This is a genomic window from Dielma fastidiosa (genome assembly GCF_003475485.1).
Taxonomy (GTDB): domain Bacteria; phylum Bacillota_I; class Bacilli_A; order Erysipelotrichales; family Erysipelotrichaceae; genus Dielma; species Dielma fastidiosa.
The window spans coordinates 129,758-145,427 of the sequence record NZ_QRQL01000010.1; the positions used below are offsets into that span (position 1 = coordinate 129,758).

At 40.4% G+C, this 15,670-nt stretch carries 15 protein-coding genes; 11 read left to right on the forward strand and 4 right to left on the reverse strand.

Going from position 1 to position 15,670, the window contains the following annotated elements; all coding sequences use genetic code 11:
- Positions 1-43: 43 nt before the first annotated feature.
- Both DWZ33_RS16005 and DWZ33_RS16010 read right to left on the reverse strand, forming a co-directional pair.
- Positions 44-1,264 (reverse strand): MFS transporter, encoded by a 1,221-nt coding sequence (locus DWZ33_RS16005; protein WP_022936456.1) that lies wholly within the window; start codon positions 1,262-1,264, stop codon positions 44-46.
- Between the two features lie 126 nt (positions 1,265-1,390).
- The gene (locus DWZ33_RS16010) at positions 1,391-2,608 is read right to left on the reverse strand and encodes a helix-turn-helix domain-containing protein (protein ID WP_118455861.1); all 1,218 of its coding nucleotides are present in this window, start codon (positions 2,606-2,608) and stop codon (positions 1,391-1,393) included.
- A 119-nt stretch (positions 2,609-2,727) separates the two neighbouring features.
- Here DWZ33_RS16010 and DWZ33_RS16015 point away from each other — a divergent pair, with 119 nt between their 5' ends.
- The 6 genes from DWZ33_RS16015 to DWZ33_RS16035 all read left to right on the forward strand — a co-directional run bounded on the left by DWZ33_RS16015 (position 2,728) and on the right by DWZ33_RS16035 (position 8,673).
- Positions 2,728-4,674, forward strand: a complete 1,947-nt coding sequence (locus DWZ33_RS16015) for an AAA family ATPase (protein WP_118455863.1) — start codon at positions 2,728-2,730, stop codon at positions 4,672-4,674.
- Positions 4,667-5,332 (forward strand): selenium cofactor biosynthesis protein YqeC, encoded by a 666-nt coding sequence (yqeC, locus tag DWZ33_RS16020; protein ID WP_118455865.1) that lies wholly within the window; start codon positions 4,667-4,669, stop codon positions 5,330-5,332. Before DWZ33_RS16015 ends, yqeC begins: the two co-directional genes overlap by 8 nt.
- Positions 5,307-5,858 (forward strand): DUF3783 domain-containing protein, encoded by a 552-nt coding sequence (locus DWZ33_RS16025; protein ID WP_118455867.1) that lies wholly within the window; start codon positions 5,307-5,309, stop codon positions 5,856-5,858. Before yqeC ends, DWZ33_RS16025 begins: the two co-directional genes overlap by 26 nt.
- A 172-nt stretch (positions 5,859-6,030) precedes the next feature.
- The gene (gene mgtE, locus DWZ33_RS16030; protein WP_022936461.1) at positions 6,031-7,377 is read left to right on the forward strand and encodes a magnesium transporter; all 1,347 of its coding nucleotides are present in this window, start codon (positions 6,031-6,033) and stop codon (positions 7,375-7,377) included.
- Between the two features lie 11 nt (positions 7,378-7,388).
- Positions 7,389-7,526, forward strand: coding sequence for a hypothetical protein (locus DWZ33_RS18045; protein ID WP_164468318.1), 138 nt, complete (start codon positions 7,389-7,391; stop codon positions 7,524-7,526).
- Positions 7,527-7,554: 28 nt separating this feature from the next.
- Positions 7,555-8,673 carry a GGDEF domain-containing protein gene (locus DWZ33_RS16035; protein WP_182425785.1) on the forward strand — a complete coding sequence of 373 codons (1,119 nt, stop codon included), beginning with the start codon at positions 7,555-7,557 and terminating at the stop codon, positions 8,671-8,673.
- Between the two features lie 55 nt (positions 8,674-8,728).
- On the opposite strand, the gene DWZ33_RS16040 is transcribed toward DWZ33_RS16035, so the two are convergent.
- Positions 8,729-10,003, reverse strand: coding sequence for an HlyC/CorC family transporter (locus DWZ33_RS16040; RefSeq protein ID WP_022936464.1), 1,275 nt, complete (start codon positions 10,001-10,003; stop codon positions 8,729-8,731).
- A gap of 294 nt (positions 10,004-10,297) precedes the next feature.
- On the opposite strand from DWZ33_RS16040, the gene DWZ33_RS16045 reads away from it, so the two are divergent.
- Genes DWZ33_RS16045 through DWZ33_RS16055 form a run of 3 tightly spaced genes read left to right on the forward strand, consistent with a single transcriptional unit; the run spans position 10,298 to position 12,639 of the window.
- Positions 10,298-11,470: an aminotransferase class I/II-fold pyridoxal phosphate-dependent enzyme gene (locus tag DWZ33_RS16045; RefSeq protein ID WP_022936465.1), complete on the forward strand. Its 1,173-nt coding sequence runs from the start codon at positions 10,298-10,300 to the stop codon at positions 11,468-11,470.
- A 27-nt stretch (positions 11,471-11,497) separates the two neighbouring features.
- Positions 11,498-12,193, forward strand: a complete 696-nt coding sequence (locus DWZ33_RS16050) for an HAD family hydrolase (RefSeq protein WP_182425787.1) — start codon at positions 11,498-11,500, stop codon at positions 12,191-12,193.
- Positions 12,193-12,639 (forward strand): aminoacyl-tRNA deacylase, encoded by a 447-nt coding sequence (locus DWZ33_RS16055; RefSeq protein ID WP_118455872.1) that lies wholly within the window; start codon positions 12,193-12,195, stop codon positions 12,637-12,639. Before DWZ33_RS16050 ends, DWZ33_RS16055 begins: the two co-directional genes overlap by 1 nt.
- A gap of 31 nt (positions 12,640-12,670) precedes the next feature.
- Here the strand turns inward: DWZ33_RS16055 and DWZ33_RS16060 are convergent, their stop codons facing one another.
- A complete protein-coding gene (locus DWZ33_RS16060) occupies positions 12,671-14,044 on the reverse strand; it encodes an MATE family efflux transporter (protein WP_118455874.1) in 1,374 nt (457 codons plus the stop codon).
- Between the two features lie 142 nt (positions 14,045-14,186).
- On the opposite strand from DWZ33_RS16060, the gene DWZ33_RS16065 reads away from it, so the two are divergent.
- A complete protein-coding gene (locus DWZ33_RS16065) occupies positions 14,187-14,699 on the forward strand; it encodes a PocR ligand-binding domain-containing protein (protein ID WP_022936469.1) in 513 nt (170 codons plus the stop codon).
- Positions 14,683-15,348, forward strand: coding sequence for a tRNA1(Val) (adenine(37)-N6)-methyltransferase (locus DWZ33_RS16070; RefSeq protein WP_118455876.1), 666 nt, complete (start codon positions 14,683-14,685; stop codon positions 15,346-15,348). Before DWZ33_RS16065 ends, DWZ33_RS16070 begins: the two co-directional genes overlap by 17 nt.
- Positions 15,349-15,670: the final 322 nt, after the last annotated feature.

Consider the following 15,670-nt stretch of genomic DNA (forward strand, 5'->3'; position numbering starts at 1 on the left):
ATGTCGGGAATTCTTAATGATTCATCTTTTAATGCCAAACCATTTATGAATTAGCATACAATGGTTCAATATCCTTACGGTTTCTGACAACAAATAATTGGATGCAAATGAAGCCAAAGACAGCACAGAAGACGGCGACTAAGCGATAAGGCAGGAATTCACCTAATACACCAACAATCAGCTGCATAATCAATACCATTAAACTGATTGCGACATTCAATAGGGAATTCACTCTGGCGCGCATTTCCGTAGGCAGATACGACTGCACCGCGGTTTCCCGCAGGGTTGCGGAATTTACACCAAGGAAGCCGCATAAGGCTCTTAAGGCAAGCATGAGCGGATAGGGCAGAAAGAGAACGATGCCGTCAATGAATTGATAAATACGATATACAAATACTGTCATCGGATAACGCAGCGGCTGGGGAATCTTGATCGCATAGTGGATAAAGCCGCCGATCATTCGGCCAAAGGTCACCGCACTGGTCAGCAGCGCATACATCGTTGTTGTCAGCCCCGGCGCGGTTTGGAAATAGGTCATCGTCATCAGCTCAGTACCATTGCCGCAGGCATTGGTAATAGCCATGTAAGAATAAATATTCCGCAGTCCCTTTTCCTGTTTCATATAGCTGAACCCTTCACTGATTTGATGCCGGTACGCTTTAAAGTTAAATTTTTGCGCACTGGCCTGCTTCTCTTCAATACGGATCTGTGATTCAAAAGCTGATGCCAGCAGCAATAAGCCGCCGACAATACAAAACAGAAAAGGAATTCCCAGCTGCACATAGATCATCGTAGAGAGCGGCGCGGTAACGACAGTAACCGTTGGATAAATCAGAGAAGATACAGAATAACCTTTCTGCATAAACCCTTCACTGATCAAATCGGGATAGAATGCATTATAAGCCGTAGAATAGATCGAACTGATGCCGTTAGTCACAAAGCCAAACAGCATATACAGCAGATAAGAGAAATCATGCTTCATCAAATAGAAGGCAAATAATAAATAGATACTGCCCATCAATGCGTCTAAGCCAAATATAAAGGGTTTACGCTTATGTGAATCCATATACGGGGCAACTAAAATCGGCAGTAAAATCGAAGGTATCATGATCGATGCCTGATAAAGTCCAGTAAGCAGGGCTGAGCTTGTATTGTCAAAAACGACTAAACCCAATGCCAGATTCATCGCGACACCGCCCACACAGCTGATAATCGTACCAATTGTAATAATCGTAAAATTTTTAGTCCATAAAGTCTTTTTCATAAATGCCCTCTTTTCTATGCAAGAAAAGTATAGCATTCATTTAAGTAATTAAAAATAGCGCATATTTGAGAAAATAGCGCTTATAAAATAGTGCTTAAAACACTTAAAATTATATTTTTAGGAAAATTATAAATTCATCAGCATTTCCTGCATCTGCATCGCCAGCTGCAGGGCTTCTTTATAACGCCGATTTGCCTTATAGGCATCAATCAGCATATGGCCATGAAATTGCTGGAAGCCAAAGATGATTCGCTTGCCGCAGTCTTCATATACTTCTTCCAAAAGCTTTAAATATTCCTCATTCATTTTACCCTCCGACATCATCCTGACCACCTGAATCATTTTCGCATAGATATCTTCACAGTGATCTTGAATCTGCTCTTCATTCAGAACCGCTTCCGCTTTTTCAATATAATCCAAACTTTCTGAGTGCCGGTTCAGATAATATAAAACGAGGGATAATTTATGATAAGTAAGAAACTTGCTTAACGGATCAAGCCGTCCTGGCTCAGCCTCAATTAAATATTCATATGCTTTTTCATAACAGCCAGTTTCTAAATAAGTCGCACCGATATTATACTTAATATCACTGCGCAGATGAGAATTATCACGATTAAGGTTTAAACAGCGCTCATAGGTCTGAATCATAAGATCAAATTGATATAAATTACAGTAACAGCCGCCCTCAATGATGCTGACCTCACTCATCACAGATATATTTCCTTCATAAGCTGCCAGATCATACGCTTTCTTACAATATTGCAGAGCTTTTTGAAATTGTCCTTTTTCATAATACAATGAGGCTATCTTTAATTTGGAGATACTGCATGGATTTAATTGATCCGCTTTCAAATAGGCGCTTTCCGCTTCTTCATTGAACGCTTTGCCAACCAGCAGTTCATAAACAAAAAGCATTTTTTCATCCATGAAGCCAATAAAGGGCTGCAGCTGATTCAGCTGTTCTTTCATTGCTTCAACATTGAGCTGAAGCTGGGCTTCCTGTATTTCAAATAACTTAAAAGCAAGATACAGCGGATTGATTTCCGCTTCTTTCAGACAAGCTCTTATCGCTTCAGAGCTTTCACTTGTATCTTCATTATGAAAGACTTGATCAAAATAAGCGGTAAGCAGTTTCTCGCCTTGTTTTAAAACAGCTTCATTCCAGCATGATTTGATGCCTAAAGCCTTAAACAGCTGTTCAATGACTTCCTCACTGGGCTGGGCCGTACCATTTTCTATCTTGCTGAGATAAGAAACCGTACAAATCCCCTTACAGACTCCGCTTTGTGAGAAATTAAGCTTTAATCGATAGTGCTTTAATAAGAAACCAACCCAATTTTTCATTCTTTATCACCTAGCTTTAAGTGTAGCATTTAAGCTTGCATCAATCAATGATTGAATGGCTTACCGGTGGTTTTAACCATTGAATTGTGATACAATTTTAGCGACAGGCTGGTGAAATTATGAAAAAAGATTTTGATGATATTTTAGCGGACATCAGAGGTTCGGCTTCGGCTGCGACACCTTCTAAGGCCAAGCAATATCTGGAAACGATACAAAAAGAAAAAGAGGCGCTGATACGATCCAATGAGGAGCAGATTGAAGCGTTAAAGCTGCATACTTTGGATGCGGATCTTGATCGGATCAATAAAGAAATTGAACGTGATTTTGGTTTAGTGAGTGAGGATTCGCTGCCGGTGAATGAGCTAGAGCGTTTTCAAAGCATCGCAGCTGAGCTAAAGAATGCCTTGATTGGTCAGGACGCTTTTATTGACGCGCTGATTTTAGCCTTTAAACGGCCTTTAGTCATGGGTGAGGGCAAGGTTAAAAATAATATTATTATCGGATCATTAAAAGGCAGCGGCCGGCATACAGCCTTGAAGCTGATGGCTCAGGGGATGAAAAAACAGCGGCTGTTAAGTGTTGATGAAGTCGCGTTTATCGATTTGAGTAAATATCCGACCAGCAATGAAGAAAAGCTGTTTCTTCAGGATTTGTATACGGCTTTAAAAAAGGAAGGCTCAATCATTGCCTTTGAACATTTAGAACAAGCCTATCCAGGTTATTTAAAGCTGCTGGCATCATTGGCCTTCAGCGGCAGTGCGCCTTTGAATAAGCGTTATGCGATTCAAAAGGATTCTCTTGTTGAAGCAGGTAATGCTTTAGTGAAAAGCGCGGTATCAAGTTTTAGTGCTAAGGATAAATATTTAGTATTTATCACTGAACAGAAGCCGGAATCGCTGGGTTCTATCTTAGGCAGAGAATTTATGGCTTCCGTGAATGATATATGTGTGACTAAAGCTTTAGATGCGGCAGACATTGAACAGATACTGGCTCAGTTATGTTTAGCATTAAAGCATAAGGCTATGAAATATCTGCGTTTTGATTTAATCTTTGAAGACAGCTTTATGCAGGCGGCAGCCACTTATTATCGTATTGCTTTAGGTGTGCCTTCTTTGCAGCAGCTGCTTGATGATGTATACAAGGCCTTGTCACAGTTCGCTTTACTGAATCCGGAAAAGATAGGAACCGTTACTTTAAAAGCGGAGCCTGATTTAAAAGCGGTCATCGGCGATGATGTGATTGAGCTTATAAAAGCTATGGATAATGATGAAGAACTGCGCTCAGTTAAAGAAGAATTGAGCGGCATTGTCGGCTTGGATAATGTGAAGGAATATATTTATGCGATTGAAGATCATGTGAATGTACAGCGGCTGCGCAGCAGCAAGGGTTTAAAAACCTCACCGTTAAGCATGCATATGATTTTTACCGGCAATCCAGGTACAGGTAAAACGACGATTGCGCGCATCTGTGCCCGTTATCTGAAAGCGATCGGTGTATTAAACGGCGGTCAGCTGGTCGAGGTGACAAGGGCTGATCTGGTTGGCAAATATGTCGGACATACGGCTCCGCTGACGCGTGAAATTATTCAGTCAGCCTTAGGCGGCGTGTTGTTTATTGATGAAGCGTATGCGTTAGTCAGGGGTAAAGATGACAGCTTCGGTCATGAAGCGATTGATACATTAGTTAAAGAAATGGAAGATCACCGCGATAATCTGGTTGTTATCTTGGCTGGTTATACGAAAGAGATGAATGAATTCCTGCAGGCAAACAGCGGCTTGAAATCAAGATTTCCCAATATCCTTGAATTTAATGATTATACTGGTGAGGAGCTTGTGCAAATCGCCTGTTCCATTGCGAAAGGCAAAGGATATGTTATCGATGATGAAGCGTGTGAATTGCTCGCGAAGCGTTATGCGGCGGTTCAGCTTGAAAAAGGCCGGGACGGCGGCAATGGGCGGCTGGCGCGCAACAGTGTGGAGGCGGCTATTCTCAAGCAGTCTAAACGGGTGCTGAAGGATGCCGATGCTCAGCTGGAACTATTGATGAGCTGCGACTTTGATGATTAAACGTCAGTGTATCTGCGTAATCGGGGCAGGCGGCAAAACGTCACTGATCAGGCTGCTGATGGATAAATATAAGGATCGCAAAGTCTTTGTATCAACAACGGTACATATGGAGCGGCCGGCTTGCATGATTGTTGAAAAGGAAGATATTAATCAAGTTCAAAGGGCATTAATGCATGAAAATGTCATTGCCTGTGTGCATGACTCTCGGCGTGGTGTTACAGGCTTTACAAAGGAATGTTTAAGGCAGCTTTATCCGCTTTGTGATCTGATGCTGATAGAAGCGGATGGGAATCACAATCACCCGTTTAAGGTTGATCGTGACCATGAACCAAGCTTGGTTGACTTTATGACATTAGGTATCGCGGTGCTTTCCATGAGCGCTTATGGTCAAAGCTTTGCTGAGGCTGCATATCCGGCGGCATTCAGCGCAGAATATTGTCAGTGTAAGATTAATGATCCAATCGATGAGGCGGCTTTCATCAAGGCAGCTAAACAGCTGATCAGCCGGTTTAACAAAACGGCTTCCTGCTTGCTGTTAACGCATTGCAGCAAACAAACAGCGGCAGCCGCAAGGGCGGTTCGCATGGCGCTTGATGTTGAGGTAATCATCTGGTGGGAAGGAGAAAAGGAATATGAAGAAAATAGTTTGTGTCTATAACTTAAGCAAGGAGCATGAACAGGTAATTGAAAGCCTGCTTGCAAAACAAAATATCGCAATTGTCAAACTAAATGAAAGGCTTTTGAATCAGAAAATCGGCGCTGTTGCGCAATTGCCTGATTTTCCATATGAGGATCGGCCGGTGGCAGAATCAGATTTTGATGAGGAGCTGCTTTTGTTTGCCAATCTGAGTGATGCGGAGGTAGATCAGTTCGCCGATGAATTGAAAAAGCATTTCCGCTTCAGCGGCGTAATGGCAATGCTGACTGAACATAACCGCAACTGGTATTTCATTGATTTCTTTGATGAAGTAATGAAAGATCATCGTCTTTTTAAAGCTATTGATGAATTGCGGGAAGAAATGAAAAACTGTGAATCTGCTGATCCATCAAAGGTAGAGAATCTTAAAAAATTGAATGATACATTGATGGAAGCCTTTCTGTATTTAAAGGCTCAGGACTATGAAGAAAAAAGACTGCTTGCGCTTAGTTCAGAATTAAGAAGACTGCGGGGAGCTGCAATTTAAACTCTCAGCGAAAGCAAAAAGTGTTATAATAAAAAAGTTGATAAGGAAAAGAGGTGGCCGGTATGGATGCGTCAGTACCCGAGCGATTGCAAATTGAACCAGATGAATTAAGTACGAGCAAACCCAGCCGGTGTTAAATCACGGTCTGGACACTCAGATAGGAGAGGGAAACGTGACACCTGAAGAAAGTAAAAATCTGCTTCGCGAATTGTTGCTGAAGGGGAGCAGCGAAGAATTAAATCATGAATTGGAGCACATCCATCCGGCTGATATTCTTGAAATTCTGCATGAGGATGATGACGCTAATTTTGAAACCATCTTAAAGCGGCTGCCGGAATCCTTTGTGGCTGACTTGATTGATGAGGAAGATGAAGAAGAAAAGTATGAAATTTTAAAAGTATTATCTGATTATCAGCAAAGTGAAGTATTAAAAGAAATGTCTTCCGATGAATTAACCGATTTAGTCGGTTCCTTGGAAGATGAAGAATTAGACGATGTTTTAAATAAGATGAGCGATGAGGACAGGGAAGATGTCAAACAGCTGCTCGCTTATGATCCAGATACCGCTGGTGGTATTATGGCTACTGAATTTATTGCTATCTGGGAGAATAAGACAGTAAAGAAAACCTTGGAATATCTGCAGTCTATCAAAGAGGAGATGGAATCCTCCTATTACTTATTTGTTACTGACCGGAATTTTATTCTTAAGGGCGTTATCTCCTTAAGAGAGCTTGTATCAACACCCTTTGATACGTTAATTTCAGAAATTACGAATCCCCATGTCATATCGATTGATGTGAATATGGATCAGGAAGAAGTAGCCCATAAATTTGAAAAATACGGTTTTGTGACGATGCCGGTTGTTGATGAAACAAATAAAATGCTGGGTATCGTTACCGTTGATGATATCGTTCAGATCATTCAGGATGAGAATACCGAAGATATTCACCAATTAGGTGGTGTCTCTGGTGAAGAGCGTGTCGATGGCACACTGGCGGAGTCAATTCGTTCCCGTCTGCCATGGCTGATGGTAAATCTTCTGACTGCCATTTTAGCGGCCTCTGTGGTCGGCGCTTTTGAAGGCACGATCTCTCAGGTTGTCGCCTTAGCGACCATCATGCCGATTGTAACGGGAATGGGCGGCAATGCCGGAACCCAGTCTTTGACCATTATCGTGCGTGGTATCGCGTTGGGTGAGCTGACCGGTGATAATGCCCGGCGCATCTTATTTAAAGAGCTGGGTGTCGGTCTTATAACCGGTGTTGTGATTGGTTTATTGATGTGTATTATTGGTTTGATTTTTCAGGGGAAAATGATTTTTGGCTTAGTTTGCGGTGTCGCGATGTTTTTAAACATGGTTGCTGCTACAATGGCTGGATATTTTGTTCCGCTTTTATTAAAGAAGATGCATGTTGATCCGGCATTAGCTTCCGCGGTCTTTGTGACAACGGTAACGGATGTTCTCGGCTTCTTCTTCTTTCTGGGACTGGCAACCATGTTTCTGCCATATTTATTATAGGAGGTGAAAGAATGGAAAAGAAAAGTGCTAAGGAATTGCTTGAACAGGTACGTCAGGCAAAAAAGAAAAATACTCATAAGAATTTTGATAAAATTGTTGGCAAGCCTAAAAACACTGCCGAATGCCGGCGGGTGAATTTTAATAAATAAGTTAAAGTAAATAGGGGAGCTGATGCACATGGTACAATTTATTTTGCAAATGCTGGTGGTTATAGAGATGATCTGCATCAATATGATTACAACCGGAAAGTGCTGCACACGTAAGAAGACAAGACCTATTGTCATAGCTGTTTTTGTATTATGGAGCTTTTTGGTAATATCTTCAGCGATTTTTATTATCAAGGCATTAGGTATCTATGGCAATGGGAATGGTTTGTTTGTGCTTTTTGGTTTCTTATACCTGATTCCCGCTGGCTGGGTATTTGAAGAATCCATTGATTATATCCTTATTGTAATTTGTACCTCATGGATTTATACGATGTTTTGTTTTTCTATCAGTGTTAATTTCGCTAAGATGTTTGATGAAGCCTATTTTGAAATCATAGCCCTTACTTTGCAGTCCGTAATTTATCTTTTTACGGTCAGACGCTTTTGGCGGTTGGTTCAGGATAAATTTCTTTATATCCTGCATCATACCTCGGCGGAGACATACCGCTCTTTACGATCATTAAGCATCAGTTGGTTTTTAACCGCGGTCATGGTTAATTTCTCTTTAGTTATGCAAGCTGGCGGCGTATTTAATTTTCTGATTATGATAATTCTGTTAGTTAACAGTTACCGTACCTATATTCTGCTTTATGATACCGTTCGTAATTATGAAACAGTGGGCTCCCTGCAGAAACTGGCGATGCGGGACGCGTTGACTGAGCTTGGCAACCGAAACAGTCTTTTAATTGAACTAGACAGGCGTCTGCATGAGGATACGGCTTTCTTCCTGCTTTTCATGGATCTTGACCGCTTTAAAGAGATTAATGATACCTATGGCCATCTTCAGGGTGATCAGTATCTGAAGCTATTCAGCGAAGAGCTATCAAGACTGTTTGGCGGTTCAGAGAATATATACCGCATCTCTGGGGATGAGTTTATCTATCTTGGACAATTAAGTGATAAGACTGAAATTCTGGAACGTTTAGCTGTTTATGAATGGCCGCTATTTAAAAAGCGAAAGCTGAAATTTCTTGGCGTTTCTTATGGCTGTGCCGATTATCCGCAGGATGCCTGCCGCTATGAAGAGCTATTGAATAAGGCCGATGCCCAAATGTACGCGATGAAAGAAAGCCGGCAAATTGAACGCTGAATAAGTTAAATATTTATAATCAATAACACAAAATAAAAAGCGCTTTTCGGCGCTTTTAGTCTTTTTCATTCTTTTCACTTTCATCCAATGATTCCTGCTCATTGATCTGAACCCACTTAATCTTGCGGTCATCAGCTTCAAGAATTTTAATATGCATTGTTTTAAAATCAAACTCTTCACCCACCGACGGCATCTTTTCAAAAAACTCAATAATCCATCCGCTCAGCGTATTGGAAGTATAAATATCTTCTTCATAAAGATGAAATAAGTCAAAGATATCATCTATATTAGCTGTACCGGCAATCTTATAAGTCTTTTCATCAAGCTGAATGATCTCATCGACGACTTCATCATGTTCATCCCAGATTTCACCAACCAGCTCTTCAATAATATCCTCTAAGGTAATAATCCCGGCTGTACCGCCAAATTCATCACAGACAACCGCTAGATGCACCTTGCTTTTTTGAAGCTGTTTTAAGGCATCAGAAATCGGTGTTGTAAGCGGCAAGTATAATGGTGTCTGAATGATTGAGGTCAGTGCTTCATGTTCTTTATCTAATTCATAGAAATCACGCTGATGGATAAAACCGATAATATTATCGATTGTATCTTTATAAACCGGCAGTCTTGAAAAATGATTTTCTTCAAATTTTTCTGTGATTTCATCTAATGTATCATCAATATCAACCGCGATAACATCTACTCTTGGTGTATAAATATCTTCAATGTCAACATCGCTGAATTCAATCGCGGAACGAATCAATTCACTTTCTTCTTTTTCAATGTTGCCGTCTTTTTCAACTTCTTCAATCATCGTAATTAATTCTTCACCGGTCATACCCTGCTTGTCACTTGATTTAAACAGCAGCATAACAAGCTTCTGCCATAAATTAAAAATAAAGGTAAACGGTGTAAGAATCACAAAGATAAATTTAAGCAGCGGATAAGCAAACATTGCGAACTCATCGGCATATTCTTTAGCGATGGTTTTTGGTGTAATCTCACCAAATAATAAAATTACAATAGTCATTACAGCTGTTGAAATGGATGGCCCATTATTTAAAAATAAAGCTGTAAATAATACGGTTGCTACAGTAGTAGCAAGAATGTTGACAAAGTTGTTGCCAACGAGAATAGTCGATATCAGTTTATCATAAGTCTCACAGAATTCAAGAACGGATTCTGCTCGTTTATTTCCGCGGTTAGCCATCTGACGCAGACGAATCTTGTTGCAGGTTGAATAGGCTGTCTCAGTTGCTGAGAAGAAACCTGAAAACAAAACGCAGAGAATTAAAACAATGAGTAAACTCGATAAGGGTACATCTTCCATGATGAATAATCATCCTCCTATATTAAATGTAAAACTGAAATAAACAAAAATTCATGCTCCGCATGATTTCTTTAAAGGATTCTTTTTTCGTATCGCTCGTGTATGTCCAAGGGCTATATCCTTTCAGTTTTTCAATCATATTTTATGATTTATGGGTAAAATATAGCATTTATGCGTATAATTGTCAATATTAGAACTTGTACAAGCATGATTGGTTGTGCTATATTATTAGCAATGAGACAATGAAGTCCATCGGAATTTGATGGGCTTTTGTTGTATTTTGGAGGCAGAACTATGGAGAAATATCATTTTGCGAAACGATTTCAAGAAAATTGTGAAGGCAGTGTAATTGCTGAAGCGATCAAGGGGGCAGATCATATGGCAGATCTGATTAACTTCAGTATCGGTGATCCGGATTTTAATACCGATCAGGAAATCATTGAACAAACTTTTCAGGATGTGAAAGCAGGTGCGACTCATTATACAGATTCACAGGGACTTTTACAGCTTAGAGAATTATTGGGTGAGTTTTATGCGGAAGCCTATAATTTAAAGGTGACACCTGAGGAAATTATGATTACCACCAGCGGCTGTCATGCGATGGTATTGGCTTTAATGGCTATTTTAGATCCTGGTGATGAGGTACTATTGTTAGAGCCGTATTTTTCATTATATAAGGAACAGGTGGAGCTGGCTGGCGGCCGTGTTGTAAGCTGTCCAAGTGATCCAGACAAGGGCTTCAGATTGGATATTCAGCAGCTTGCCGCCTGTGTCAGTGAAAAAACAAAGGCTTTGATATTGAATACACCATGCAATCCTAGCGGTGTGTGCCTTTCTAATGATGAAATGCAGCAGCTGGCTGATTTTGCTATCCAGCACGATCTGATTGTGATTGCCGATGATATCTATACGCTTTATTCATATGAAACAGCCTTTACGCCAATCATGAGTTATCAAGGAATGCGGGAGCGTACTATTACGGTGTCTTCTTTTTCCAAGGATTATTGCATGACTGGCTGGCGTATTGGCTATATCGCGGCGGATCAATCATTGATTCAGATTGTCAGAAAGATCAATGATGCCATTGTATATTCAGCACCGGCACCTTCGCAATGGGCTGCGATTCATGCCTTACAGCTGCGGGATAAGATTCAGCCCTTGCTTAAAGCTGAATTTGAAAAGCGCTGCCGCTATGCATATGAGCGGATCAATGCCTGTTCATATTTATCTGCCATAAAACCGCAGGGAAGTATTTATCTATTTGTAGATGTGCGTCAAACAGGCTGCACCAGCAAGCAATTCTGTGAGCGGCTTTTAAAGAAAGCACATATTCTTGTTCTGCCGGGAGATGACAGCGGTAAGAGCGGAGAAGGCTTTGTACGCTTTGCGATGACCTTAGGAATTGATAAGATGAAAACTGCATTTGATCGAATTGATCAGCTTACAGTGACTGATTTTATGTTATAATCTTTTTAAAAAGAAATGAGGAACAGCATGAAAACAGTATTATTTGATTTAGACGGCACATTGCTGCATATGGATATCGATGAATTTGTGAAAGCATATTTTAAGCTTTTAGGTAAGACCTTCGGACAGAAGGGCTATGATGTAGAGCGGGTCATGAAGGGCTTAGGCGCTGGTTTAGAAGCCATGATAAAAAATAATGGTTCAGCAACCAATGAGGAAGTATTCTGGCATGTGTTTACACAATATTCCAATTATCAGCTCGCTGATGTCGAAGAAGACTTTTTGTCATTTTATACCCATGAATTTGAAAACTGCGCTTCTTTAGCTGCCAAGAATCCATTAGCTGACGCGATGGTGAAGAAATGCAAAGCCTTGGGTTATCAGGTCATTCTGGCAACCAATCCGTTATTTCCAAGGATTGCGACACAACAGCGGATTCGCTGGGCGGGCTGTGATCCAGAGGATTTTGAATGGATTACAACCTATGAAAACAGTTCTTTCAGCAAGCCCAATCCTGCTTATTTTAAAGAAATCATGGATCGTTTTCAGCTGCAGGCGGAAGACTGTATCATGATTGGCAATGACCTTGATGAAGACGGTGTCATTGAGACATTAGGCGTACCCTGTTATCTGACTACGGATTGTCTGATTAATAAGCATGGCAAAGAAATCAAGGTTAAGTGGCAGGGCAGCTTTGAAGAATTATATAATCAAATTAACTAATGAATATCGGTGAAATCCAGCAGATTCTTGATCTGCATAAGTGCTGTTATGAATTGATCGCCCAAGATAAACCGATTTTTTCAGCAGCTGATGCCAAGCAGTATTATCCAATTGAAAAGGCCGCGCCAATGTTGGTCTTGCAAAGTGAAAAGGGCTTGCTTGGCTGTATTGTGTCTTTTCAGCATGGTAAACTGAACTTTGATGAATTAAAGCGTCAATTTGGTTTTATACAATTAAAACTAGCTGATCGAAAAGTGATTAAAGAAGAAACCGGTTATGATATTGGCACGATTCCGTTGGCAGGCTTAGGGCTTGATTGTATTTTTGATAAAAAGCTTTTAAAGCATGATTTTGTCTTTGGCGGTACCGGCAATGAGAGGCTGACGCTTAAAATAAAACCCGCTGATTTGCTGCGGGTAAACGTCATTATAGGACAATTTGAATAATTTAAAAATAGGTGGTGCCAATCGGTATCACCTATGATGCTATTAGGGAGGTTAAATCATTGGCCCATAAGCCGCTGTTAAAGCGTTTCATGCCAATGACCAGACGTACAAGCTGTTCTAATTGAACAACGAGGAATACTAAGGCGATATCCTGCATCTTAAAGAGATGAACACAGATAAACGCTAAAGGAATGCCGATTACCCACATGATGCCGCTGTCCAGAACGGAAATAATCTTTGAATCACCGCCGGAGCGCAGCACTGAGAAAATCATGAAATTAAAAAGCCGCATTGATATTTTAACCGCGAATACCATTACCAAGGCTTCGGCATATCCAATAACCACCGGGTCCTGAAGCTGGAAAATCGAAACCATCGGACCGGCGAAGACAATCATCGCGGTTACGAGCACTACAGCCAGTATCGCTGACAGACCACAATAATAATCACCCTCACGGCGCGCTTCTTCAATCTTGCCCTGACCGAGAATACCGCCTAATAAAACTGAAATCGCATTGCCATAGCCATAGACTACAAATAGAAAAACATTGCTGATTTGATTGCCGACATAATAGGCATCCATGGCTTGTGTGCCTAATACGCCAAAGGCCTTGACAAATAAAGTGGAACCAAAACCAAATAAAGTTTCATTAAAAATAAGCGGCGCAATTTTGCGTAAAATAGGCATTACAAAGCTGCGGTCAAAGCTAAACATTTCAGTGAATGAACCAAGAAAGGGCTGTTTAGTAATAAAGCCGTGAATCGTATAAACAGCTACCGCAAAGCATTGTGCCAGAACTGTACCTAAAGCCGCGCCTTGGACACCCATCTCCGGGAACGGACCGACACCGAAAATTAAGGCATAGTTTAATCCGGCATTGACAAGCATAGATACAATACTGACCTTTAATGGAATTGATGCTTTTTGGATACTGCGGTAAATATAGCTGAATGCAAAACTGATGCAGCTGGGTACAAATGAAAACATGGCGATATTCAGATATAGAAGTCCATTCTGAATAATTTGCGGATCATCCATGTAGAATCTTAAGATAAATTCACCAAAGAACATGGAAACCACCAGCCAGAATAATGCATTGATCATACCAAGTACAATGGAGAAACCAAAAACACGTTTTAAATTTCGATAGTCTTTGGCTCCATAGAATTGTGATGAAAACATACCGGTACCGCCAATTGAACCATAGGCAATCATACTGCATAAAGTATCAATCTGAGCGGCAGTCCCTACGGCGGTAACCATGCCAATCCAGGATACCATCAAGGTATCGACGATTCCCATGGCTGATGAAAGCAATTGCTGCAGAGCCAGCGGAATAGCTACTCTCGCGGTTCGCTGATAAAAATCTTTGGGACCAAAATAACGCTGTATCAAGCTTTGCATATTTTACCTTCTTTCAGTTATACAAGCTATTATAGCTTAAAAATTAGATTTATAAAAGATACTATTGCCATTGAGAAACGACGCTTTATTTGATAGAATAAAAAGAGATGGAAAAAAACAGCTTAAATGCAAGGGGGCTCATATGGAAATTAACAAAAGTATTCAGAACGCAATGAATGATTATCAAAAAATTACTGGTTTAAGAAGTTACATGGTATTGAATAAAGAAGATTTGAATAGTCCTTCAGAAAAGAATTATTTTTGTAAATGTTTGAAGATTTCAACAAAGGCAGTGAAGCTATGTGAAGAATGCGCGGCAGAAGCAATTGATATTATATTGAAAACTAAAAAAGAATATATTTATTCTTGTCATGCCGGTATTATTAAAGTGGCGATTCCTGTGGTTGTGAATGGTGAGATTGTGTCTATTGTAATCGTAGAAGGTATTTTAAACAGCAAGCAGCTGGAATCAAGTGATCAGTGGGCTCAGTATCTGAGTAATGAATATGATGTGTCTGCAAGTATTATGAAGAAAACCTTTGAGACAGTAACAGTAATGAATGAACGTGAATTAAACGCGTCGATCAAACTGCTGCATGATTTGATTGATTATCATATTAGTAAGGAAGTTTGGGTGAATGGACAACCTGCTTAGTTTTGATTATTTGCCGGGTACTGATATTTATTTATATCAGCGCCGGGATATGTTCAGGATGAATACGGATACTGCCTTGCTGGGTCATTTTATGCGTGTCAAAGAGAATGATACAGTGCTTGATATTGGCTGCAATAACGGGGCTTTGTTACTCTATGCTTCACAATATACCAAGGGTAAGCTGATCGGTGTTGATATTCAAAAGGAAGCTTGTGAGCTTGCGGAAAAGAATTTGGCATATCATAAACTGACTAATTCAATGATCTGCTGTGCGGATGCGGCGGCGTTTGAATGTGAACCCTGTGATGTTGTTGTCTGTAATCCGCCTTATTTCAGGGTTACACATGAAGATCAGCTGAATGAGTCATTGGCCAAGCGAATCGCGCGTCATGAAACAAATTTGGATTTTGAAACATTGGCGGCGAAAGTGAGTCAATGTCTGAAAGAGAACGGCAGATTTTATTTGGTTCACCGCTGTGACCGGTTAACGGATTTATTATGCGGTTTAAGAAAAGTTGAATTAGAAATGAAGACCATGCAGCTGATTCGGGATGAAAATAAGGAACATCCGCATGGGGTATTGATCGAGGCGGTTAAGCATGGCAAAAGCGGCTGTGTTGTGCTGCCTGAGCATATTGTAAGACGTTAATTAAGAGGATATATTGCATAACCTAAAGTACCGGAAATAGGGTTCTAAAGGTTATGCTTTTTTGTGTGAATTTTAGTAAAACAGCCTAACATTAAAAAAGTACAGCCAGACTGTACTTGGTTTGATAATATTCGACATCTTGTATTACTGTCTCGAAAAGTATACCTTTTGAGACACTATATTTCTCCTTCATTATAGGCATTTTTGAGTCATTTGTAAAGGCTCGCAGGCTTTTTTATGCACTTTCACAGTTGTTTTTTGTATCTCCTTCAGTGTGGTATAAAGTATACCTTTTAAGACATTCTTTCAATACCTGGGGAGG

Coding starts and splice junctions, on each gene's coding strand:
- DWZ33_RS16005 (WP_022936456.1), bottom strand. CDS start 1,264: ATGAAAAAGACTTTATGGACTAAAAATTTTACGATTATTACAATTGGT.
- DWZ33_RS16010 (WP_118455861.1), bottom strand. CDS start 2,608: ATGAAAAATTGGGTTGGTTTCTTATTAAAGCACTATCGATTAAAGCTT.
- DWZ33_RS16015 (WP_118455863.1), top strand. CDS start 2,728: ATGAAAAAAGATTTTGATGATATTTTAGCGGACATCAGAGGTTCGGCT.
- yqeC (WP_118455865.1), top strand. CDS start 4,667: ATGATTAAACGTCAGTGTATCTGCGTAATCGGGGCAGGCGGCAAAACG.
- DWZ33_RS16025 (WP_118455867.1), top strand. CDS start 5,307: ATGAAGAAAATAGTTTGTGTCTATAACTTAAGCAAGGAGCATGAACAG.
- DWZ33_RS18045 (WP_164468318.1), top strand. CDS start 7,389: ATGGAAAAGAAAAGTGCTAAGGAATTGCTTGAACAGGTACGTCAGGCA.
- DWZ33_RS16035 (WP_182425785.1), top strand. CDS start 7,555: ATGGTACAATTTATTTTGCAAATGCTGGTGGTTATAGAGATGATCTGC.
- DWZ33_RS16040 (WP_022936464.1), bottom strand. CDS start 10,003: ATGGAAGATGTACCCTTATCGAGTTTACTCATTGTTTTAATTCTCTGC.
- DWZ33_RS16045 (WP_022936465.1), top strand. CDS start 10,298: ATGGAGAAATATCATTTTGCGAAACGATTTCAAGAAAATTGTGAAGGC.
- DWZ33_RS16050 (WP_182425787.1), top strand. CDS start 11,498: ATGAAAACAGTATTATTTGATTTAGACGGCACATTGCTGCATATGGAT.
- DWZ33_RS16055 (WP_118455872.1), top strand. CDS start 12,193: ATGAATATCGGTGAAATCCAGCAGATTCTTGATCTGCATAAGTGCTGT.
- DWZ33_RS16060 (WP_118455874.1), bottom strand. CDS start 14,044: ATGCAAAGCTTGATACAGCGTTATTTTGGTCCCAAAGATTTTTATCAG.
- DWZ33_RS16065 (WP_022936469.1), top strand. CDS start 14,187: ATGGAAATTAACAAAAGTATTCAGAACGCAATGAATGATTATCAAAAA.
- DWZ33_RS16070 (WP_118455876.1), top strand. CDS start 14,683: ATGGACAACCTGCTTAGTTTTGATTATTTGCCGGGTACTGATATTTAT.